The 22,654-nt window shown below is 72.9% G+C and carries 17 protein-coding genes; 16 read left to right on the forward strand and 1 reads right to left on the reverse strand.

The genetic code is table 11. The features are described 5' to 3' along the window. Positions 1 to 35: 35 nt before the first annotated feature. The 7 genes from ACH4U7_RS25295 (at position 36) to ACH4U7_RS25325 (ending at position 11,023) form a co-directional block, all read left to right on the forward strand. Positions 36 to 2,564 (forward strand): DUF5682 family protein, encoded by a 2,529-nt coding sequence (locus ACH4U7_RS25295; RefSeq protein WP_398530242.1) that lies wholly within the window; start codon positions 36 to 38, stop codon positions 2,562 to 2,564. Next, positions 2,561 to 3,772, forward strand: coding sequence for a VWA domain-containing protein (locus tag ACH4U7_RS25300; RefSeq protein WP_398530107.1), 1,212 nt, complete (start codon positions 2,561 to 2,563; stop codon positions 3,770 to 3,772). The genes ACH4U7_RS25295 and ACH4U7_RS25300 overlap by 4 nt, the downstream gene beginning before the upstream one ends. A 162-nt stretch (positions 3,773 to 3,934) precedes the next feature. Beyond that, entirely contained in the window at positions 3,935 to 4,780 is an 846-nt protein-coding gene (locus ACH4U7_RS25305; RefSeq protein WP_398530108.1) for a hypothetical protein, read from the forward strand. Between the two features lie 96 nt (positions 4,781 to 4,876). Further along, the gene (locus ACH4U7_RS25310) at positions 4,877 to 6,316 is read left to right on the forward strand and encodes a hypothetical protein (RefSeq protein WP_398530109.1); all 1,440 of its coding nucleotides are present in this window, start codon (positions 4,877 to 4,879) and stop codon (positions 6,314 to 6,316) included. Positions 6,317 to 6,646: 330 nt separating this feature from the next. Beyond that, entirely contained in the window at positions 6,647 to 7,822 is a 1,176-nt protein-coding gene (gene sucC, locus ACH4U7_RS25315; RefSeq protein ID WP_398530110.1) for an ADP-forming succinate--CoA ligase subunit beta, read from the forward strand. A gap of 20 nt (positions 7,823 to 7,842) precedes the next feature. After that, positions 7,843 to 8,727 carry a succinate--CoA ligase subunit alpha gene (gene sucD, locus ACH4U7_RS25320; RefSeq protein ID WP_014177349.1) on the forward strand — a complete coding sequence of 295 codons (885 nt, stop codon included), beginning with the start codon at positions 7,843 to 7,845 and terminating at the stop codon, positions 8,725 to 8,727. A 220-nt stretch (positions 8,728 to 8,947) separates the two neighbouring features. Then, positions 8,948 to 11,023, forward strand: coding sequence for a DUF6350 family protein (locus tag ACH4U7_RS25325; RefSeq protein ID WP_398530111.1), 2,076 nt, complete (start codon positions 8,948 to 8,950; stop codon positions 11,021 to 11,023). A gap of 161 nt (positions 11,024 to 11,184) precedes the next feature. On the opposite strand, the gene ACH4U7_RS25330 is transcribed toward ACH4U7_RS25325, so the two are convergent. Then, a complete protein-coding gene (locus ACH4U7_RS25330; RefSeq protein WP_398530112.1) occupies positions 11,185 to 12,174 on the reverse strand; it encodes a hypothetical protein in 990 nt (329 codons plus the stop codon). Positions 12,175 to 12,581: 407 nt separating this feature from the next. On the opposite strand from ACH4U7_RS25330, the gene purN reads away from it, so the two are divergent. The 9 genes from purN to ACH4U7_RS25375 all read left to right on the forward strand — a co-directional run bounded on the left by purN (position 12,582) and on the right by ACH4U7_RS25375 (position 22,557). Further along, on the forward strand, positions 12,582 to 13,232 hold the full coding sequence (gene purN / locus ACH4U7_RS25335; protein WP_398530113.1) for a phosphoribosylglycinamide formyltransferase: 651 nt from the start codon (positions 12,582 to 12,584) through the stop codon (positions 13,230 to 13,232). Continuing rightward, positions 13,229 to 14,791: a bifunctional phosphoribosylaminoimidazolecarboxamide formyltransferase/IMP cyclohydrolase gene (purH, locus tag ACH4U7_RS25340; protein WP_398530114.1), complete on the forward strand. Its 1,563-nt coding sequence runs from the start codon at positions 13,229 to 13,231 to the stop codon at positions 14,789 to 14,791. Before purN ends, purH begins: the two co-directional genes overlap by 4 nt. A gap of 166 nt (positions 14,792 to 14,957) precedes the next feature. Continuing rightward, the gene (locus ACH4U7_RS25345) at positions 14,958 to 15,878 is read left to right on the forward strand and encodes a bifunctional methylenetetrahydrofolate dehydrogenase/methenyltetrahydrofolate cyclohydrolase (protein ID WP_398530115.1); all 921 of its coding nucleotides are present in this window, start codon (positions 14,958 to 14,960) and stop codon (positions 15,876 to 15,878) included. Beyond that, complete coding sequence (locus tag ACH4U7_RS25350; RefSeq protein WP_398530116.1) at positions 15,868 to 16,467, forward strand: DUF3017 domain-containing protein; 600 nt, start codon at positions 15,868 to 15,870, stop codon at positions 16,465 to 16,467. The genes ACH4U7_RS25345 and ACH4U7_RS25350 overlap by 11 nt, the downstream gene beginning before the upstream one ends. Before the next feature lie 367 nt (positions 16,468 to 16,834). Next, complete coding sequence (locus ACH4U7_RS25355; protein ID WP_398530117.1) at positions 16,835 to 18,064, forward strand: helix-turn-helix domain-containing protein; 1,230 nt, start codon at positions 16,835 to 16,837, stop codon at positions 18,062 to 18,064. A 318-nt stretch (positions 18,065 to 18,382) separates the two neighbouring features. Continuing rightward, a complete protein-coding gene (locus tag ACH4U7_RS25360; RefSeq protein ID WP_089512565.1) occupies positions 18,383 to 19,372 on the forward strand; it encodes a malate dehydrogenase in 990 nt (329 codons plus the stop codon). Between the two features lie 130 nt (positions 19,373 to 19,502). Next, positions 19,503 to 19,949: a hypothetical protein gene (locus ACH4U7_RS25365; RefSeq protein ID WP_398530118.1), complete on the forward strand. Its 447-nt coding sequence runs from the start codon at positions 19,503 to 19,505 to the stop codon at positions 19,947 to 19,949. Between the two features lie 64 nt (positions 19,950 to 20,013). Next, the gene (locus ACH4U7_RS25370; RefSeq protein ID WP_398530119.1) at positions 20,014 to 20,850 is read left to right on the forward strand and encodes a serine/arginine repetitive matrix protein 2; all 837 of its coding nucleotides are present in this window, start codon (positions 20,014 to 20,016) and stop codon (positions 20,848 to 20,850) included. Positions 20,851 to 21,054: 204 nt separating this feature from the next. After that, on the forward strand, positions 21,055 to 22,557 hold the full coding sequence (locus ACH4U7_RS25375) for an aldehyde dehydrogenase family protein (protein WP_398530120.1): 1,503 nt from the start codon (positions 21,055 to 21,057) through the stop codon (positions 22,555 to 22,557). Positions 22,558 to 22,654 lie beyond the last annotated feature (97 nt).

Raw genomic sequence — 22,654 nt, forward strand, 5'->3', positions numbered from 1 at the left:
AGGACCGCGCGGCGGCCCCGCCCGGCCCTCGGACGGTGCCGGCCGAGCCGCCGTGGCCGCTGCTCCTGGGCGTACGGCACCACGGCCCGGGCTCCGCGCGGGCGGTGCGGGCGGCGCTCGACGCATGCGAGCCCGGCGCGGTGCTCATCGAGGGACCACCGGAGGCGGACGCGCTCGTCGACTTCGCCGCGGAAGAGGGCATGCGGCCCCCCGTGGCCCTGCTCGCCCATGCGGTGAGCGACCCGGGGCAGGCCGCGTTCTGGCCGCTGGCCGAGTTCTCGCCGGAGTGGGTGGCCATCCAGTGGGCCCTGTCCCGTGGCGTTCCCGTGCGGTTCATCGACCTCCCGGCGGCGAATTCCCTGGCCCTGGCGGCCCGTACGGGTGCGGATGGGGAGGCCGAGGCAGCGGAGGAGGATCCGGCCGGGCGGCTGTGGGTGGATCCGCTCGCGGTGCTCGCGGAGGCCGCGGGATACGAGGAGCCGGAGCGGTGGTGGGAGGACGTCGTCGAGCACCGTGGCCTGGGCCCGGGCGCGGATACGACGGGCGGCCCGGGGTCGGCGGGCGGGATGGGCGGGACGGGAGCCGGGACCGGGGCCGTCGCTTCGTTCACCGCGCTCGGCGAAGCCATGGCCGCGCTCCGCGCCGAGTACGGCCACGGCGGACATGAGCACGACGCCGCGCGTGAGGCGCAGATGCGGCTGCGGCTGCGCGAGGCGCGGCGGGAGTTCGGGGACCGGGTCGCCGTCGTGTGCGGGGCCTGGCACGTTCCGGCGCTGGCCGAGCGGACGACCGCAACGGCCGATCGCGGGCTCCTCAAGGGGCTGCCGAAGGTCAAGGTCGAGCTCAGCTGGGTGCCGTGGACACACCGTCGGCTGGCCCGGCACAGCGGCTACGGCGCGGGGATCGCCTCCCCCGGCTGGTACAGCCATCTCTTCCACGCCGCGGACCGCCCGCTGGAGCGCTGGCTGACCAAGGTCGCCGGGCTGCTGCGCGCCGAGGACTTCGCCGCCTCGTCCGCCCATGTCATCGAGGCCGTACGGCTCGCCGAGACCCTGGCCGCCATGCGCGGTCGGCCGCTGGCCGGGCTCGCCGAGACCATGGACGCGGTGCGGGCGGTGATGTGCGACGGCTCCGATGTGCCGCTCGCGCTCGTCCATGACCGGCTGGTCGTCGGGGACGTCCTCGGCGAGGTGCCCGAGTCGGCGCCCGCCACTCCGCTCCAGCGGGATCTGACGCGCACCCAGCGTTCGCTGCGGCTCAAGCCGGAGGCGCTCGACCGCGAGCTGGAGCTGGACCTGCGCAAGGAGACCGACGCCGCGCGCAGCCGCCTGCTGCACCGGCTGCGGCTGCTCGGCGTCGACTGGGGGACCCCGGCCGCCTCGCGCGGCAGCACCGGCACGTTCCGGGAGACATGGCGGCTGCGCTGGGAGCCGGAGCTGTCGGTGCGGGTCGCCGAGGCGGGGGTGTGGGGCACCACCGTGCTGTCGGCCGCCACCACGAGGGCGGAGGCCAAGGCGGTGGATGCCACGGCCCTCGGCGAAGTCACGGACCTGGCCGAGCGCTGTCTGCTCGCCGGGCTCCCCGACGCGCTCCCGGTCGTGATGCGCGCGCTCGCCGACCGCGCCGCCCTCGACGCGGACGTCGGCCATCTCGCCCAGGCCCTGCCCGCGCTCGTCCGCTCGGTGCGCTACGGCGACGTACGCGGCACGGACACCGCCGCCCTGGCCGAGGTCGCCGTGGGCCTGGCCGAACGTGCCCTGGTCGGCCTGCCACCCGCCTGCTTCGGCCTCGACGCGGACGGCGCGGCCGAGATGCGCGGCCACATGGAGGCCGTGCACCAGGCCGTCGGCCTGCTGGCCGAGATCCGGGCGGATGGCGGGGAGCGAGGCGGAGCGGGCCTGGTCGGCGCAGGCGGCGGAGGTGGCCCGGAGAGCGCGGACGGTGCGGGCGGCGAGGGCGGTCGGGCCGATGTCGGGTTGCGGGGGCGCTGGATCGGCGTGTTGCGGGGGCTTGCCGGGCGGGACGGGGTCTCAGGGGTGATCCGGGGGCGGGCCGCGCGGTTGCTCCTGGATGACGGTCGGCTGGCCGAGGGGGAGGCGGCCCGGCTGATGGGGCTGGTGCTTTCGCCCGGGACCGCGCCCGTCGAAGCGGCGGCCTGGATTGAGGGATTCGTAGGCGGCGGTGCCGGCGGAGCGGGCGGCGGGATGCTGCTGGTCCATGACGAACGGCTGCTGGGCCTGCTCGACGGCTGGCTCACGGGCGTTCCGGCGGAGGCGTTCACGGACGTACTGCCGCTGCTGCGGCGCACGTTCTCGGCGTACGACGCCGGGGTGCGCCGTACGCTCGGCGAGTTGGTCCGCCGCGGACCGGCGGCGGGCGACGGCCCGCGGCCGGTCGGAGGCCCGCCCGCGCCCGGGTTCGGGCCCGGTCTGGACGAGGGGCGCGCGGCGGCCGCCCTGCCGACGGTCCGCCTTCTTCTGGGGCTTGACGACAACCACAGCAACCACGACAACCACGACAACCACAGCAGCCACGACAACCACGCGTCGGAGGTGGCCGGATGACCGCGCAGACGACCGGGGAAGCCACGGACGAGCGGCTGCGCCGCTGGCGGCTGGTGCTCGGCGGGCAGGGCGGTGACGGGACCGGATGCGCGCTGAGCGGGCAGGACGTCGCGATGGACCGCACGCTCGAAGCGCTCTACGGCGCGGGCGGCGGGACGAGTCCCGGCGGCGGCGGTGCCGCCACCGCCCGCGGCGGCTCGCCGGGGAGCGGTCCGCGCGCGGCCGGGCTCGGCGGCTCCGCGCCCCAAGTGGCGCGCTGGCTGGGCGACATCCGCCGATACTTCCCCACCTCCGTGGTCCAGGTCATGCAGCGCGACGCCATCGACCGGCTCGGCCTGTCCGCCCTGCTCCTGGAGCCCGAGATGCTGGAGGCCGTGGAGGCGGACGTCCACCTCGTCGGGACCCTGCTCTCGCTCAACAAGGCGATGCCGGAGACGACCAGGACCACCGCCCGCGCCGTCGTCCGCAAGGTCGTGGAGGACCTGGAGAAGCGGCTGGCCACCCGCACCCGCGCCACCCTCACCGGCGCCCTCGACCGCACCGCCAGGACCAGTCGCCCGCGCCACCGCGATATCGACTGGGGCCGCACCATCCGCGCGAACCTGAAGAACTACCTCCCCGAGCACCGCACCGTCGTCCCCGAACGGCTGATCGGATACGGGCGCGCGGCGCACGGGGTGAAGAAAGACGTGATCCTGTGCATCGACCAGTCGGGGTCGATGGCCGCGTCCGTCGTCTACGCCTCCGTCTTCGGCGCCGTACTGGCCTCGATGCGCTCCCTCGCCACCCGCCTCGTCGTCTTCGACACCGCCGTCGTGGATCTGACGGAGGAGCTGGACGACCCGGTGGACGTGCTCTTCGGCACCCAGCTCGGCGGTGGCACGGACATCAACCGGGCGCTCGCGTACTGCCAGTCGCAGATCTCCCGCCCCGCCGACACCGTGGTCGTGCTGATCAGCGATCTGTACGAGGGCGGCATACGCGACGAGATGCTGGGCCGGGTCGCGGCGATGAAGGCGTCCGGTGTGCAGTTCGTCGCGCTGCTCGCGCTGTCCGACGAGGGCGCGCCCGCCTACGACCGGGAGCACGCCGCGGCGCTCGCCGCGCTCGGCGCGCCCGCCTTCGCCTGCACCCCCGATCTGTTCCCGGACGTCATGGCCGCGGCAATCGAAAAGCGTCAACTACCCATACCGGACAAGGAGCTGTAACCGTCGCCGGGGGGTTGCGCCGCCCCCCGCCCGTCGTGCAAGGATCAACCCATCGCCGCGGAAGTGAATCTGACCTTCCGATTGGTCGATCCAACTCTGCTTCGCCCTGTTCCGTATGCCCGTATGCCCGTACGTCTGGGAAGGCCCCCGATCTTGTCTGCTGTGTCCGCCACGCCTGTCGCAGTGCGCCTGCCGCGCACCGCGGCCGCGCGGCGGGCGCTGCTGGCGGCGCTGTTCCTCGGGGGTTTCCTGGCGCTTGCGTTCCTCTTCGGGGGCAGCGCGCACGCCGCGGACCGTACGGACACGGGCGGGACGGTCGATTCGTCGGCCACCTCCGGACTGCTCGACACGGACAGCGCCGACGACGCCGCCCAGGCCACGAAGGCCACCGACGGCGCGGCGCAGGGCGCCAACGACGCCACGCGGCGGAGCCGCATATCGATGCTGCGGGATGCCATACGGCCGGTTGAGGAGCAGACCCGGGAGCTCACCGAGCCGGTCACCGACCTGCTGGACCAGACGGGCTCGTCTCTGCCCGTCCACCTGCCCTCCGACGTGCTCGGCGGGGCGGGCGACGACACCGGTCCGAGCGGTTCCGTGCCTGCTCAGCAGCCGTCCGACGGCCACCAGGCCAAGGGCGACAAGGCATCCGGACACCAGGCCGCGCGCGCCGCTACCCGTATGGGGCCCACGGCCCCGCGGTCGGCCGTGACCGCGCCGCGCACCGTCGCCGATCACGACCGGGCCCCGGTCGTACGGGCGGCGCACGGCCCGGCCCAGGGTGACGGCGTTCCGGCGCCGCTTCCCTTCCCCCTCCCCGCCGGTTCTCCGGCGGGGGCCGTCGCCCAGTGCACCAGCGACAGCGGCGCCCCCCGTGGCGGGGACACCCATGCCGCCCTGGTGCCCGGCGGCCAGGCCGGCCACTGGCTGTGCCCCGGCGCCGTACGCGCCGAGAGCTCCGCGCCCACGCGTGAGCGGTTCAACGAAGTCCTCGAATTCCCCGGATAGGGCAGACCTCCACTCCGTCTGCTGAGACCTGCCGCGCGGGGGCGGGTCAGGTCTGCCCGTCCGAACATCCCCCTGAATTCGAAGGACTTCCCCCTCATGCGTAACAACATCCGCCGTTCCATCCTCGTCGCCGCTGCCGCCACCGGCATCTGGGCCCTCGGCACCGCCGCCGCCAACGCGGACACCCTTCCCGAGGTCCCGGCCACCGACAGCGTCACCAGCACCGTCGGCGGCGCCGCCAAGACCGCCGGGGACACGCTGCCGACCGACGGCGTCAAGGACGTGACCAACGGCGTGGCCGACACCTCCAAGGTCACCGGTGCCGCCGGCGAGGCCGTGGACGGCGCCAAGGCCACCGTGGACGGCGCGGCCTCGCAGGTCACCGGCACCGCGAAGGGCGCCCTGCCGGGCGTCGGCGACGTGACGGGCCTGACCGACGGCCTGACCGACGGCGTCGCGGGCGGCGCCACCGACAAGGTCGACCCGGCGAAGACGGTCAAGAAGGCCAAGAAGACCGTCAAGAAGGCGCAGAAGGCCGCCAAGAAGGTCACCGGCGGTGTCGACCTGCCCACCGGCGAGGTGCCCGGCGTCATCCCGCAGCTCCCCGGCCTCGGCTCGCTGCCGTCCGTGCCTGCCCTGCCCTCCGTCCCGGGCGAGCTGCCTGCCCTCCCCTCCGTCCCGGCCACCCCTGAGCTGCCCGCCACCCCCGGCTCGGCCGACAACCTGCTCGCCGCCCTCTCCGGTGCGGGTGTGCGTCCGGAGGAGCTGGCCGGCAAGGCCCAGCGCGCCGTGGGCGACGCCCAGGCGACCGCCGGTTCCATCGCCCCGGGCGAGCTGCCCCCGGCCGGGAACGACGTCGTGGGCAAGGTGACCCCCGTGGCCCAGCAGACCGTCGGTGACGCCGGCATGCTGGCCGACGATGTGTACCTGCAGGTCGCCCCGTACGCCCAGAACCTGGCCAACGGCGCCCAGGACAGCGCGACGGGCGTGGCGGGCGACAGCGTGCTGCTCGTGCAGGGCCTGACCATGACCGTGACCGCTGACGGGCAGATCGTCGTCGGCGACGCGGTCGCGGGCGCCCGGACCCTGGTCCCGTCGCTGCCCGGCGACCTGACCGACCTGACGGACGCCGCCAACATCCCGGGCCTGCCGGTCCTGCCTGCCCTGCCGGGCGTCCCCTCGGTCCCGGCGGACCTCCCGGCGGTTCCGGCCACGGGCCTGCCGACGGTCCCGGCTGACCTGCCGAGCGTCCCCGCGGACCTCCCGGCGGTTCCGGCTGACCTGCCGAGCGTCCCCGCGGACCTGCCCACCGTCCCGGCCGACCTGCCGACCGTCCCGGCGGACCTCCCGACCGTGCCCGCGGACCTGCCCACCGTGCCCGCGGACCTCCCGACCGTGCCCGCGGACCTGCCGACCGTGCCCGCGGACCTGCCCACCGTCCCGGCCGACCTCCCGGCCGTCCCGGCCGACCTGCCCACCGTCGACGGCATCGACGGCATCGGCGGTGTTGACGGCCTCGGCGGGCTGAACATCTGATGACACCACCTGCTGTACGCCGTACGGCATCTGCTTGACCGATCGGGCGGCCCTCGTTGGGGAGGGGGCCGCCCGATCGGCATTTCCCCCTCCGAGCAGCACGGCTGTACAAAGATAGGTGGGTATGGTCGCGATCTGTGACCGTAATCACCGCGCCAGTGTGATCTGCGATTTAGGGACGCAGGTCCTGCGGGGATAACCTGCGAGACGGACATGCCGCGTACCCGGCGCACGTGTGCCGCCTCGTCAAAGATCGCGTCCTCACGCTGCCACCGCGGCACGCCCGCGCAGACAACGAACCGCGATTTCCAGGAAAAGGGACGGACGCGCGTGGACCTGTTCGAATACCAGGCGAGGGACCTCTTCGCCAAGCACGGTGTACCGGTGCTGGCCGGTGAAGTCATCGACACGCCTGAGGCGGCGCGCGAGGTGACCGAGCGACTGGGCGGCCGCGCGGTCGTCAAGGCGCAGGTCAAGGTCGGCGGCCGCGGCAAGGCCGGTGGCGTCAAGCTGGCCTCCGACGCGGATGACGCGGTCGCCAAGGCCACCCAGATCCTGGGCATGGACATCAAGGGCCACACGGTCCACAAGGTGATGCTGGCCCAGACCGCGGACATCAAGGAGGAGTACTACGTCTCCTTCCTGCTGGACCGTACCAACCGCACCTTCCTCGCCATGGCTTCTGTCGAGGGTGGCGTGGAGATCGAGGTGGTCGCCGAGCAGAACCCCGAGGCGCTCGCCAAGATCCCGGTCGACGCCATCGAGGGCGTGACCAAGGAGAAGGCCGCCGAGATCGTCGCCGCGGCGAAGTTCCCGGCCGACATCGCCGACCAGGTCGCCGAGGTCCTGCAGACCCTGTGGAAGGTCTTCATCGAGGAGGACGCCCTTCTCGTCGAGGTCAACCCGCTGGTCAAGACGGGCGAAGGCAAGATCATCGCCCTGGACGGCAAGGTCTCCCTGGACGAGAACGCCGCCTTCCGCCAGCCGGAGCACGAGGCGCTCGAGGACAAGGCCGCGGCCAACCCCCTCGAGGCGGCCGCCAAGGCCAAGGGCCTCAACTACGTCAAGCTCGAGGGCGAGGTCGGCATCATCGGCAACGGCGCGGGTCTGGTCATGTCGACCCTCGACGTCGTCGCGTACGCCGGTGAGAACCACGGTGGCGTCAAGCCCGCCAACTTCCTCGACATCGGTGGCGGCGCCTCCGCCGAGGTGATGGCCAACGGCCTGGAGATCATCCTCGGCGACCCGGACGTCAAGTCCGTCTTCGTCAACGTCTTCGGTGGCATCACCGCCTGTGACGCCGTGGCCAACGGCATCGTCCAGGCCCTGGAGCTGCTGAAGTCCAAGGGCGAAGAGGTCACCAAGCCGCTCGTCGTGCGCCTCGACGGCAACAACGCGGAGCTGGGTCGCAAGATCCTCACCGACGCCAACCACCCGCTCGTGCAGCAGGTGGACACCATGGACGGAGCGGCCGAGCGCGCCGCCGAGCTCGCGGCTGCGAAGTAAGGGAACAGGTCACCAACACCATGGCTATCTTCCTCACCAAGGAAAGCAAGGTCATCGTCCAGGGGATGACCGGCTCCGAGGGCCAGAAGCACACCCGTCGGATGCTCGCCTCGGGCACCAACATCGTCGGTGGTGTGAACCCGCGCAAGGCCGGCACGAAGGTCGACTTCGACGGCACCGAGGTACCGGTCTTCGGCACCGTCAAGGAGGCCATCGAGGCCACCGGCGCCGATGTCACCGTCATCTTCGTCCCGGAGAAGTTCACCAAGGACGCGGTCATCGAGGCGATCGACGCCGAGATTCCGCTCGCCGTCGTGATCACCGAGGGCATCGCGGTCCACGACACCGCCAACTTCTGGGCCTACGCCGGCCAGAAGGGCAACAAGACCCGCATCATCGGCCCGAACTGCCCGGGTCTGATCACGCCGGGGCAGTCGAACGCGGGCATCATCCCGGCCAACATCACCAAGCCGGGCCGGATCGGTCTCGTGTCGAAGTCCGGCACGCTGACCTACCAGATGATGTACGAGCTGAGCGACATCGGCTTCTCGTCCTGCGTCGGCATCGGCGGTGACCCGATCATCGGCACCACCCACATCGACGCCCTGGCCGCCTTCGAGGCCGACCCCGACACCGACCTGATCGTGATGATCGGCGAGATCGGCGGCGACGCGGAGGAGCGGGCCGCGGACTTCATCAAGGCCAATGTCACCAAGCCGGTCGTCGGCTATGTGGCGGGCTTCACCGCGCCCGAGGGCAAGACCATGGGCCATGCCGGTGCGATCGTGTCCGGGTCCTCCGGCACCGCGCAGGCGAAGAAGGAGGCCCTGGAGGCCGCGGGCGTGAAGGTCGGCAAGACCCCGTCCGAGACCGCCCGCCTGGCGCGCGCCGCGCTGGCCGGCTGACGCCGCCGACCGGGCGCTGACCGGAGCGTACGGCTCACGGGCGCGGGCCCGTACCACCCACGAGGTGGTGCGGGCCCGCGCCTTTTGCCGTTCCGGCTGGCTTTCCGCCACCTGCTCCTGTCCGCCTTTACCGCGAAAGCCGCATAAGCGCAATCTTTACGACACGGCGACTAATCGCCTGATGTGCGGATGAAACGGCAGTTATTGGCAGCATGGGCGCGTGACCCAATTGACCGATCGCAGCCCGTCGTTGTCCTCCCCTGGCCGCGCCGCGCTCCGGCGCCCCTCCTCCGAGGTGAGAGAGGCGTTCCTCGGCGGCGTCGTCGCCGCGGGGCTCGGTCTCGGCGCGCTCGCCGTCGTCGTACTCCTGCTGTGGATCACCTCCTCGTCTCCCGACAGCAGCCCGGACGGCGCCCTGCACATCGCCGCCGACCTGTGGCTGCTCGCGCATGGCGCGGAGCTCGTACGGACCGAGACGCTGTCAGGGGACTCCGCGCCCGTCGGGCTGACCCCGCTGCTGCTCAGTGCCCTGCCGTGCTGGCTGCTCTACCGGGCCGGGCGCCATGCGATCGAGACGGGCGTGCCGGAGGAGACGGACGAGGCGGCGGAGGCGGCGGGGGGCCCGGGGCTGTGGGTGTCCGAGGAGGCCACCCTCCACCCGCGTACCGCCTTCGGCTGGGTGACGGGCGGCTATCTGCTGGTCGGGGTGGCCATCGTGGTGTACGCCTCGACGGGTCCGCTGCACGTCGAGCCGTTCAGCGCCCTGCTGCATCTGCCGCTCGTCGGCGCGGCGGCCGTCGCGGTGGGGGTGTGGGCGGCGGACGGGCGGTTCCCCAGACCGCTGCCGCCCGGCCCCGTACGCGAGGCGTGCCGCCGGTGGCGACGCCGGCTGGGCGACTGGTTGCGCGCGCGGTTGGCCGCCCGGGCGCCGCGCGCCGTACGGCTTGTCTCGGCCCGTCACCGGCTCAAGCGCCTGGTGCGTCTGGTGCGCCTGGTGTGTCTCGTGCCCGTCGTACGGCTCCGCTCGGCCGCCGGGCGCCGGGGTGCCGCCCCCGGGGCCGTCGAGCTGCGGCCCCCGGCGTACCGGACCCCCGCCTTCCGCGGCGCCGTGCTGCGGGCCGCCGGGGGCGCGGTCGTCGTGCTGCTCGGCTGTGGCGCGCTGCTTACGGCGGTGTCGCTGATGAGCCACGCGGGCGCGGTGCAACTGGCGTTCCTGGAGCTCAGCGACGTGTGGTCCGGCCGTTTCGCGGTGCTGCTGATCAGCCTGGCGCTGCTGCCGAACGCGATCGTGTGGGGCGCGGCGTACGGACTCGGGCCGGGGTTCACGGTCGGCTCCGCCGCCGTCGGCCCGCTCGGCGTGGCGGACTACCCCGACCTGCCCGACTTCCCCCTGCTGGCCGCGCTGCCCGCCGAGGGCGGGGGTGTCCCGCTGAGCTGGCTGACGGGGTGCGCGGCGGGGGCGTCGGTGGCGTGGTTCGTCGCGGTCGCGGCCGTACGGCGGGTGGACGGCGCTGACGGCGGCCAGAGCGTTCAGAGCGTCCAGGCCGTGCGGGTTGGCCAGGCCGTGCACCCTGTCCAGAGCAGGGGCGGGGATGGGGGTGCGGGCGGCGGCGAGGGGCGGCGGGCGCTGCGGCCGGCCGTGTCGGTGTGGGGGTGGGGCCAGACCGCCCTGATGGCCGCGGGCGCCTCACTCGGCTGCGCGGCCGTGATGGCGCTGCTCGCCGGTGCCTCGGGCGGGGCCCTGGGCACCCACGGACTCGCCGAGCTGGGCCCCAGCTGGTGGCGTACGGGCACGGCGACGCTGGCCTGGACCGCCCTGCCGGGGATCCCCGGAGCGGTCCTTCTGCGATGGCTGCGGCTGTTCGTACCCGCGCTGATGGCCTGGGTGGCCCGTAAGGCGGAGGCCCGGGCCTGGGCGGCCTCGGCGACGCCCCCGCCGCGATCGAAGCGATCGGCGGCCGAGCGCCGGAGCGCGCGGGACAGCCGGAGCGCCCCGGGCACCGGGGGTGACGGTGGCACGGACGCGGCCAAGGCGCCCGCGCCCTGGTGGCGGCAGTTCTTCCCGCACTACGACACGGCGCCGGGCCCCAAGGCCGACCGGCCTGGGGCACCGCCCCAGGGCCCGGCGCTGTCCGAGCACGAGCAGTACGAAGGCCGTGGCCCCGACCACGAGATCACCTGCTTCTTGCGAGGAGGCCCGGGCATGCAGGACCGGGAGGATTCGCATCCTGCGGAAGGCGGCGCGGAGCGCCGCAGCGGCCGTCAGGCCGGCGGAGCTCAGGCCGGCGGAGCTTAGGCCGGCGGAGCCAGTCTGTGAGCCTTTGAAGGCACGAACCGGCGTGTCCGGGGACACGGTTGTGGTTGGGCTTCAGGGAGGGGTGCCGGGGCACGCGAAAGGGGCGGCTGCGACGTATACGCGCCGCAGCCGCCCCTGCTGTTCGGGTTCCCTGGTCCCGCTCAGTCCTCCGTGCTGAGCAGCGGCCGGAGCTGCTTGGGCAGCAGGTCCTCGCAGGCGTGCCGGGAGGTCTGGGTGAGGGAGTCGTCCACACAGGAGTAGTAGTCGCTGTAGACGATCTGGACGGTGAAGGTCGCCGCGACGATGGCCAGTGCGAGACCGCCCGTGACCAGCCCGCTGATCGCCGCCGTGGCCTGCGGCTTCGAGGGGCTGGTGCCCGGCGCCGGGAGATGGGCCGGGGTGGTGCCGGGAGCGGGCGGCGGAGCGTTCAGCGGGACGGCCGAGGGCGGCGTGGGGGCCGGCCGGCGCGGCTTGGCGCGCAGTGAGCTGATGCCCCAGTAGACGGCCAGCGCACCGAGCAGCAGCGCGATCTCCGGCAGGCTGAACAGCGCGAAGAAGAAGGCCCACATGCCCGCGAGCAGGGCGTAGCGGGCGCGCCGCTGGGCCGGGTCGTTCGGGTCCCAGCGCGGGCCGCCGGAGCCGCCCTGGCCGCCCGTTCCGTTCGGTCGGCCGGGGTTTGAGCCGAAGCCGCCGTTCTGGCGGCCGGGCTGGCGGCTGCTCCACTGGCTGCCCCAGGCCGGGGGCTGCTGCGGCGGGCCGTCCTGGCCGCCTTGACCGCCGCCCTGGCCCTCTTGGTCTCCCTGGCCGCTCTGGCCGCTCTGGCCTCCCTGACCGCCCTGTATGCCGCCGCCGGGGGTGCCGGGGGCGGCAGGCCAGGGGGTGCCACTTGGGCTGCCCGGGCTGCCGGGTTCACCAGGCCAGCCCGGCGCGGCGCGGCCGTCGTCGCCACCGCCGCTGCCGCCCTCACCGCCCGGCGCGGTGTCGGGCCGGTGCCTGGGCTGCCAGGGCTGGTCCGGCCGTCCCTCCGGCGGCGGTGCGAAGGGGTTGTTCTCCTCGCGCCCGGCGGGCGAGCCCTCGGGCGAGGCGGAGGAGGACGGGGACTGCTGCTCACGCAGCAGCGGCGTCGTGCGCGACGTGCGGGCGTACCTCATCGCGGCCCCCCGGTACGCGCAGGGGTCGGCGTGAGGCAGTGAGCCGCGCGGCGGCGTCGGTCCGGCATGTGGAGGTGTCTTCCCCTTGTGTCGTCGTGATGCACGCAAGGCTTCCGTAGGGCCTGCGCCGTACGGCTCCCCTTGCGTGGGACGCGACGGTGGTTCCCACGGCGTCAGTCGGATTCGCAGTCCAGACGCTACCTCCCGCGCTCGCCCCCGTCCCCCGGGGGCCGTTTCGTGTGCCGGTATCGTTGCTGACGGTCGGCGGCTTCGTAGAGTTCCCCGGAATTCATGACTCCGCGTCCTTGTATGTCCACACAAACGCAGTGGCGCCGCCACCCGCAAGCACTCTGAGCACCCGCGCACCGCCCGCATCGCCCGCATCGCCCGCGAGAAAGATCCCCGCCGTGGCCTCCCCGCCCTCCCTCGCCGCCCGCCCCGCGCGCCCCGCCCGCCTCGTCGTCCTCGTATCCGGCTCCGGTACGAATCTGCAGGCGCTCCTCGACGCGATCGCCGCCGAGGGCGCCTCCGGCTTCGGCGCGGAGGTCGTGGCCGTCGGCGCCGACCGCGCCGGTATCGCGGGCCTGGAGCGCGCCGAGCGCGCCGGGATCCCCACCTTCGTCTGCCGGGTGAAGGACCACGCCACCCGCGCCGAATGGGACCGCGCGCTGGCCGAGGCGACGGCCGCGTACGAGCCGGACCTCGTGGTCTCGGCGGGGTTCATGAAGATCCTGGGCCAGGAGTTCCTGGCCCGCTTCGGCGGCCGGTGCGTCAACACCCACCCCGCGCTGCTGCCCAGCTTTCCCGGCGCCCACGGCGTGCGCGACGCGCTCGCGTACGGCGTGAAGGTGACCGGCTGCACCGTCCATCTCGTCGACGACGGAGTCGACACCGGCCCGATCATCGCCCAGGGCGTGGTCGAGGTCCGGGACGAGGACGACGAGTCCGCTCTGCATGAGCGGATCAAGGAAGTCGAGCGCTCGCTGCTCGTCGAGGTCGTGGGGCGTCTGGCCCGCAACGGCTACCGCATTGAGGGACGAAAGGTAATGATCCCGTGACCGCCGAAGGTACGAAGCGGCCCATCCGCCGCGCGCTGGTCAGCGTCTACGACAAGTCGGGGCTCGAGGAACTGGCCCGGGGGCTGGACGCGGCCGGGGTCCAGCTCGTCTCGACCGGCTCGACGGCGGCGAAGATCGCCGCCGCGGGCGTCCCGGTCACCAAGGTGGAGGAGCTGACCGGCTTCCCCGAGTGCCTGGACGGCCGCGTCAAGACGCTGCACCCGCGCGTCCACGCGGGCATCCTCGCCGACCAGCGGCTCGACTCGCACCGCGAACAGCTCGCCGAGCTGGGCGTCGAGCCCTTCGAGCTGGTCGTCGTCAACCTCTACCCGTTCCGGGAGACCGTCGCCTCGGGCGCCTCGCCCGACGAGTGCGTCGAGCAGATCGACATCGGCGGCCCCTCCATGGTCCGCGCGGCCGCCAAGAACCACCCGTCCGTGGCCGTGGTCGTCAACCCCGAGCGCTACGCGGACGTGCTGAAGGCCGCCGCCGAGGGCGGCTTCGACCTCGAGCAGCGCAAGCGGCTGGCGAGCGAGGCGTTCCAGCACACCGCGGCGTACGACGTGGCGGTGGCGAACTGGTTCGCCGAGGGCTACGCCGCCGACGAGGGCCCCTGGCCGGACTTCATCGGCGTCACCTACGAGCGCAAGCAGGTGCTGCGCTACGGCGAGAACCCGCACCAGCCCGCCGCGCTCTACACCAACGGCACGGGCAAGGGCCTCGCGTACGCCGAGCAGCTGCACGGCAAGGAGATGTCCTTCAACAACTACACCGACACCGAGGCCGCGCGGCGTGCGGCGTACGACCACGACGCGCCCTGCGTCGCGATCATCAAGCACGCCAACCCCTGTGGCATCGCGGTCGGCGCGGACGTCGCCGAGGCCCACCGCAAGGCGCACGCGTGTGACCCGCTCTCGGCGTTCGGCGGCGTGATCGCCGTCAACCGTCCGGTGACGGTCGCCATGGCCGAGCAGGTCGCCGAGATCTTCACCGAGGTCATCGTCGCCCCGGAGTACGAGGACGGCGCCGTCGAGGTGCTGGCCCGCAAGAAGAACATCCGCGTGCTGCGCTGCCCCGACGCCCCGGCGGCGGGCGGCGAGTACCGGTCGATCGAGGGCGGCGACCTGGTGCAGGCCAAGGACCGGCTCCAGGCCGAGGGCGACGACCCGGCCAATTGGACCCTGGCGACCGGCGAGCCGCTGGACGCCGACGGCCTGGCCGAGCTGGCCTTCGCCTGGCGCGCCTGCCGGGCCGTGAAGTCCAACGCGATCCTGCTCGGTAAGGACGGCGCGACGGTCGGCGTCGGCATGGGCCAGGTCAACCGCGTCGACTCGGCGCGGCTCGCCGTCCAGCGGGCGGGCGAGGAGCGGGCCGCCGGCTCGTACGCGGCCTCCGACGCCTTCTTCCCCTTCCCGGACGGCTTCGAGGTGCTGGCGGAGGCCGGGATCAAGGCCGTGGTGCAGCCGGGCGGCTCGGTCCGCGACGAGCTGACCGTCGAGGCGGCCCAGAAGGCGGGCGTGACCATGTACTTCACGGGCACGCGCCACTTCTTCCACTGAGTGGTACGGACCGAGGGCCGCACCCCCGACGCGCGGGGTGCGGCCCTCTGGCCGTAGGCGACACACGTCACACGACACAGGACATACACGGCCCGGATTCCGCCAGACCCCGGGTGGGGCGGGCCCTGATTGGAACAGACGTCCCCGAATCCGGGAGGATGAAGCCATGACCGCGCAGATTCTCGATGGCAAGGCAACCGCAGCCTCGATCAAGTCCGATCTCGTCGGCCGAGTGGAGGCGCTCAAGGCCAAGGGCATCCACCCCGGCCTCGGAACCGTGCTGGTCGGCGAGGACCCGGGCAGCAAGTGGTACGTCGCGGGCAAGCACCGCGACTGTGCCGAGGTCGGCATCGCCTCCATCCGGCGCGACCTGCCCGAGACCGCCACCCAGGAGGAGATCGAGGCGGCCGTACGGGAGCTCAACGAGGACCCGGCCTGCACGGGCTACATCGTGCAGCTGCCGCTCCCCAAGGGCATCGACGCCAACCGGGTGCTGGAGCTGATCGACCCGGCCAAGGACGCCGACGGGCTGCACCCGATGAACCTCGGCCGGCTGGTGCTGAACGAGACCGGCCCGCTGCCGTGCACCCCGTACGGCATCATCCAGCTGCTGCGCCACCACGGCGTGGAGATCAATGGCGCCCATGTGGTGGTCGTCGGCCGCGGTATCACCGTCGGCCGGTCGATCGGGCTGCTGCTCACCCGCCGCTCGGAGAACGCCACGGTCACGCTGTGCCACACCGGCACCCGCGATCTCCCCGGGCTGCTGCGCCAGGCCGACATCATCGTGGCGGCGGCCGGGGTGCAGCACCTGATCAAGGCGGAGGACGTCAAGCCGGGGGCGGCGGTGCTCGACGTCGGCGTCAGCCGGGACGAGCACGGCAAGATCGCCGGTGATGTGCACCCCGATGTGAGCGAGGTCGCGGGCTGGATCTCCCCGAACCCGGGCGGCGTCGGCCCGATGACCCGCGCCCAGCTGCTGGTCAACGTGGTGGAGGCGGCGGAGCGCGCCGCCAAGGCCGCCGACGGCGACGGCGAGGGTGACGGTGACAGCGACGGCGGCAGCGGTGCCGGGCATGCCGGCTGAGGCCGGTGAGCCGGCCGCCGAGCCGGCCGGACAGCGCCCCGCGGCGGCGTCGAACGGAGCGACCGCGCCGAACGGAGCTGCGGCGCCGCACGGGGCGGCGGGACTGAACGGAGCTGCGGGCCCCAACGGGGCTGCGGCACAGAGCGGGGCTGCGGCACAGAACGGAGCAGCGGCGCACAGTGGCGCGGCGGGGCGCCCTGTCGCCAGATCGCGCCGATTCCCCCTGATCACCCGGGACACCGCGCGCCCCGAGGGCGGCGGCCGCGCCGCGCCCGGCGCCGCCCCGGCGCCCGCCCGCCAGTGGCCGCTGCTGGTGGTGATGGCCGGCGTCGGCCTGGGGCTGCTGGTGGTGGCCCTGGACGCGTTCCGAGCGGGCACGATTCTGGTGGGGCTCTCCCTGCTGGCGGGCGCGCTGCTGCGGTGGGCGCTGCCGGAGGTCGGGATGCTGGCGGTGCGCTCCCGGTTCACCGACATGCTGACGTACGGGGTGCTGGGGTCGGCGATCGTGCTGCTGTCCCTGATGGCCCAGCCCAAGCCCTGGCTGAAGGTGCCGTTCCTGGAGGATGTGGTGCACTTCACCGTCCGATAGGGCGATGAGGTCCCTGCCCCCACCCGACCGCTCAGCGCCCGTGCACGACGACGGCCCGTCCTCTCCCCCGAAGAAGGACGGGCCGTCTGGCATAAGGGTTCTGTTAAGAGCCCTGCTGGATCAATGGACGTCGAGGGCCTGTGGCGCGGAAGTGACCATTCCGGTACGACGTCTCGGGCGCGCAACAGCCCGATAGGGGCGCGTGGGGAGCGCGTCCGGGTCCGGAATGCTCCGGTGCGCCCCTGCTGGGGGAACTGTCATTCTTGGGCGGGGCATCTCCCTGGGTAGCGGATCCGGGACTCTCGAGGGTGCCCAAACGGGGGCAGGGCACGGGAAGTTCACGGGCACGGAGGGACAGGGGGAGGCAATGCCTCGTTGGAGGGAGCTGCCGGACGAGCTCGATCCGCAGGTTCGGGAGTTCGTCGGGCAGTTACGCAGGCTCGTCGAGCACAGCGAGCTGAGCCTCGTCGCGGTCGCCGACCGCACCGGCTACAGCAAGACGTCGTGGGAGCGCTACCTCAACGGCCGCCTGCTGCCGCCGCAGGGCGCGGTTGTGGCGCTGGCCGAGGCGACGGGCACGGACGTCGAGCATCTGAGCACCCTGTGGGAGCTGGCGGAGCGCGCGTGGAGCCGTTCCGAGTTACGGCACGACGTCACGATGGAGGCGATCAGGGTCGCGCAGGCGCGGGCCGCGCTGGGGGAGACGGGCCCGCTGCCGCACTCGAGGAACGGCCGTACGGCGGAGGAGGCCGAAGCCGGGTGGGCCTATGCCGAGCCGCCCCGCAACGAGCCGCCCCGCAACGAGCCACCCCGTACCGAGACACCCCGTACGGAGCCAGAGCCGCAGAGGCCCGCGACGCCCAGCGCCGGGCCACTCCACGCCGAGCCACCCAGCGCCGAGCCACTCCAAGCCGAGCCGCCCCATATCCCCGAGACGGCGGTGCGCAGGGCGGCCGCCGTGCCGCCTGAGCCGCCCGTGGCGGACCCTCCGCTCGTCTCCGTCGCACCGGCCCTGCTTCCCGAGCCGCCTGATCCGCCGGGCCCGCCTCCGTCGCCGGACAGGCGCCGCCGACGCGTCCCGCTGTTCATCGCCACGGCGGTCGGGGTACTGCTCATGGGCGCGGCAGTGGTTCTCCTGGTCAACCCGGGTGGCCAGGCCGACGAACGGGCCAAGGACCCGACTCCCGGGCGGACCACGACCAGCGGCCCCCGCCTGCCCAGCGGAGTGAAATGCGCCGGCCAGGAGTGTGCCGGCAAGGACCCCGAGACCATGGGGTGCGGTGGCGCGTACGCCAGGACGACCGCGAGCGTGACCGTGGGCAGCGCGTATGTCGAGGTGCGCTACAGCAAGGTGTGCGGCGCGGCGTGGGCCCGGATCACCAAGGCCGCCCCCGGCGACCTGTTACAGGTGACCGCGCCCGCCCAGGGCGCGGTCGGTCCGGCGCGCACGGAGTACGGCAAGGTCAACGCCGACGGCGACGCCTACACCCCGATGATCGCGGTCGGCTCCACCACCCAGGCCAAGGCCTGCGTCACCCGCACCACCGGACAGCGCGGCTGCACCACGACGGCCGCGGGGCGCACCAGCGCGCCGTGAGGGCCGCCGGGCGCCGTCGTCCGAAGGGATCTCAAGGAAATATCCGGGTCGGGCGGCATGCCCTCGCCGAATCGGGGCAGGCGCAGGCCGACCCCCCCCACGGGTGCGGCATGGCACCGTGGCGGCCGCCTGCTACTCCCCCTCCTCGTGCAGGCGGCCGCCGAATGCTGCCGGGCGCCGAATGGCTGCCGGGCCTTGTCTGTCGGTGGTGAGCGGTTACACAGTGGCCCCTGGGGCCCCGTGTGTCCCCGTCGGATAGCCTGACGCCGGTATCTCGACACCAAGAGATCGACAGAAAACACAGCGCAGGAGACCGCCATGACCCGCACTCCCGTCAATGTCACCGTCACCGGCGCGGCCGGCCAGATCGGCTACGCGCTGCTCTTCCGCATCGCCTCCGGCCAGCTGCTCGGCGCGGACGTGCCGGTCAAGCTGAACCTCCTGGAGATCCCCCAGGGCCTGAAGGCCGCCGAGGGCACCGCGATGGAGCTCGACGACTGCGCCTTCCCGCTGCTTCAGGGCATCGACATCACCGACGACCCGAACGTGGCCTTCAACGGCGCGAACGTGGCGCTCCTGGTCGGCGCCCGGCCGCGGACGAAGGGCATGGAGCGCGGCGATCTGCTGGAGGCCAACGGCGGCATCTTCAAGCCGCAGGGCAAGGCCATCAACGACCACGCCGCGGACGACATCAAGGTCCTGGTCGTCGGCAACCCGGCGAACACCAACGCGCTCATCGCCCAGGCCGCCGCGCCGGACGTACCGGCCGAGCGCTTCACCGCGATGACCCGCCTGGACCACAACCGCGCCCTCTCGCAGCTCTCGAAGAAGACCGGCGTCCCGGTCGCGGAGATCGCCAAGCTCACGATCTGGGGCAACCACTCCGCCACCCAGTACCCGGACGTCTTCCACGCCGAGGTCGCGGGCAAGAACGCCGCCGAGGTCGTGAACGACGAGCAGTGGCTGGCCGAGACGTTCATCCCGACCGTCGCCAAGCGCGGCGCCGCGATCATCGAGGCGCGCGGCGCTTCGTCGGCCGCCTCCGCCGCCAACGCCGCCATCGACCATGTGTACACCTGGGTCAACGGCACCCCGGCCGGGGACTGGACCTCCGCCGGTGTGGTCTCCGACGGCTCGTACGGCGTGGCGGAGGGCCTTATCTCGTCCTTCCCGGTCACCGCCAAGGACGGCAAGTTCGAGATCGTCCAGGGCCTGGAGATCAACGACTTCTCGCGCTCCCGCATCGACGCGTCGGTGAAGGAGCTCGAGGAGGAGCGCGAGGCCGTGCGCGGTCTCGGCCTGATCTGACGGCCGTAGATATCCGAAGGGCCATCTTCCGGTATTCACTCCGGAGGGTGGCCCTTTTGTTGTGCTCTATGACTGTGGCTCAGCTTCCCCTATTTTGGGAGGAGTTGACTGCCTGGCTCGGGGGGAGAGCATGGCTGAGAACACGGACACGAACACGGACACGAACACGGACGCTGACGCGGAGAACGAGGAAGAGCCCGCGGGGGCGGGCGGGCGCGCATACGGCGATATCCGTATCGGCTCCGTCCGTGGTGGCGCCGTCGGCATCGGTGACCACAACTACATCGTGAACGTGCGGGCGGAGTCGTCGGTGGCGCGCGACCCCGCGTACGAGCGGCTGCTGGAGGCCATACGGCAGCTCGGCGCGGATCTTGCGCGGCTTGTCGAGAGCCCCGAGGTCAGCGCGCTGGCGGACGAGCTGTCCGAGGCCGAGGACGAGATCCGGCGCACCGGGGCGGCGGCCCCCGGACGCCTCGCCCGGCTCCGGGCGGTGTTGCAGGACGCGAGCGCGAGCATCGGCATGCTGGCGTCCGGCGTGGCTCTGGGACAGGCGGTCGGCGCGCTGCTGGGCGGCTGAGCAAGGCCGACGCGCGAGGGAAAGCCGCGCGCAAGGGTCGAAACATTTTCATCGGGGGGCTGGGATGAGCGACGGAGGCGCGGAGCGGCTGGAGTGGACGGACGATGGTGGCGGTGCGCCACCACCACCACCCGTCGGCGATGCGCGGCGGGGTCTGCGGGTGGCCGCCGTGGCGGTGGTGCTGTGCGCCGCGCTCGCGTTCGCCGGATGGGTGGCGTTCGGGAGCGATGGCAAGGCCGGGTATCGGGCGGGCCCCGTCCCCGGGGTCGGTGAGAGCTCGGTGCTCGGGCCGTCGGAGACGGACGGGGTATTGCCCGACGGCGCCTCTCCGGCCCCTGGCGAGGAGTCCGGCACCCCGTCCGGCACCCCGTCCGATATGCCGTCCGACACGCCCTCGGCCTCCCCGCCCGGGTCCCCGGCGCAATCCCCGTCCCTGTCCCCCTCGGTCTCGCCCGGCGCGTCCCCGCCCGACGGCTTCCGCGTGGCGGACGACCCGGCGGGCTTCATCCTCGCCGTCCCGGACGGCTGGCGGCGCACCGTCGAGGGGCCCAGCGTCTTCTACACCTCGTCCGACCAGGCCACCATGGTGCAGATCTTCGAGCTGCACGGCCCGGAGCGGACGCCGTACGAGTCGGCGCAGGAAGCCGAGCGCATAGCCTCCCGCCAGCGCGGCTATGAGCAGATCAGCCTGGAGCGGACCGGGCAGGGCGCCATGGACCCGGCGGAGCTGGAGTACACCTACGACAGCGAGAAGTACGGCGGCTCCCGGCGGGTCCTCGACCACCGCTTCACCGCGTCCGACGGCACGATGTACGCCGTGCTGGTCATCGGCCCGGGCGACGACCGCGCCGGACAGCAGGAGATACAGCGGGCCGCCGTCGATTCCTTCCGCCTGAGCTGATCCTTGCCGTTCCGAGCCGAAGCGAGCCGATGCGATCCATCACCTGCGGAGCATCTGTGCGCGAACGCGTGCAGCTTGTGACCAAGTGAGCCCGACCACTTTCGAATGACAATCACGCATAGGTCCGCACCTTTCGGGGAGGGGCTTCGCGTTGCCGACGCGGTCGGCGGCGCCAGTCCAGTAACACCGGAAGGCGGAGCAGACGTGTCGGCAGTCGAGACCATTCATGTGGACGGGGCGTGGCGTGCCGCCGCGTCCGGCGCGCAGCGGGAGGTCCTTGACCCCGCCGACGCCAAGACCCTCGCGGTCGTATCCGAGGGCGGCGCCGAGGACACCGACGCGGCCGTCGCCGCCGCCCGCCGCGCCTTTGACACGGGCCCCTGGCCGCATACGCCCGTGGCCGAGCGGGCGGCGCTGCTGCGCCGCGTCGCCGATCTGCTGCAGCGCGACCGCGAGAAGATCGCGCTGCTCGAGAGCCGTGACACCGGCAAGACGCTCGAAGAGGGGCGGGTCGACGTCGACGACGTCACCAACGCCTTCCGCTACTTCGCCCAGGTCGTCGTCGGCGAGTCGGCCGGGCGCGTGGTCGACGCGGGCACCCAGGATGTGCACAGCGTGGTCGTGCATGAGCCGGTGGGCGTCTGCGCGCTGATCGCCCCGTGGAACTATCCGCTGCTTCAGGCCAGCTGGAAGATCGCCCCGGCGCTCGCCGCGGGCAATACTTTTGTCGTCAAGCCCAGCGAACTGACCCCGCTGTCGACGATGTATCTGATGGAGCTGCTGGTCGAGGCCGGGCTGCCGGCCGGGGTCGGCAATCTGGTGACCGGCGCCGGGGACCCGGTGGGCGCCCGGATGGCCGAGCACCCCGATGTGGATCTGGTGTCCTTCACCGGCGGCCTGGTCAGCGGTACGAAGGTGATGCAGGCGGCCGCGCCGGGCGTGAAGAAGGTCGCGCTCGAACTCGGCGGCAAGAACCCCAATGTCGTCTTCGCCGACGCCTGCGACACCGCCGAGGGTTTTGACACCGCCGTCGACCAGGCCCTCAACGCCGCCTTCATCCACAGCGGCCAGGTCTGCTCCGCCGGGGCCCGGCTGATCATCGAGGAGTCCGTACGCGAGCGGTTCGTCGCCGAACTCGCCCGCCGGGCCGAGAAGATCAAGCTCGGGCGCGGCACCGAGCCCGGTGTGGAGTGCGGTCCGCTCGTATCGGCGCGCCAGCTCGACAAGGTCGAGGCGTATGTCGCCGCCGCGCTGGAGGAGGGCGCGCTGCTGCGGTGCGGCGGTGCGCAGCCCGAGCCGTCCGAGGTCCGCCCCGCGACCGGCTACTTCTATCTGCCGACGATCCTCGACCAGTGCAACCGCGAGATGCGGGTGGTGCGGGAGGAGACCTTCGGGCCGATCCTCACCGTCGAGTCCTTCCGCACCGAGGACGAGGCCATCGCGCTCGCCAACGACACCGAGTACGGGCTCGCGGGCGCCGTCTGGTCCAGCGACACCGCGCGGGCGCGGCGCGTCGCGGGGCGGCTGCGCCACGGCACCGTATGGATCAACGACTACCACCCCTATCTCCCGCAGGCCGAGTGGGGTGGCTTCGGCAAATCCGGTATCGGACGCGAGCTCGGCCCCTCGGGTCTGGCCGAATACCGCGAGACCAAGCACATTTACGAGAACCTGCGGCCCGCCCCGGTCCGCTGGTTCGCCGGCTGAGCCGTAGGCCCGTCACCCCGTCACCCCGCCGCCCCGTCACCCCGTCACCCCGCCAAAACCTCCTCCCCATCTCCCTACGCACACCGCACACCGCACG

The organism is Streptomyces sp. NPDC020845 (genome assembly GCF_044334165.1).
GTDB lineage: Bacteria > Actinomycetota > Actinomycetes > Streptomycetales > Streptomycetaceae > Streptomyces.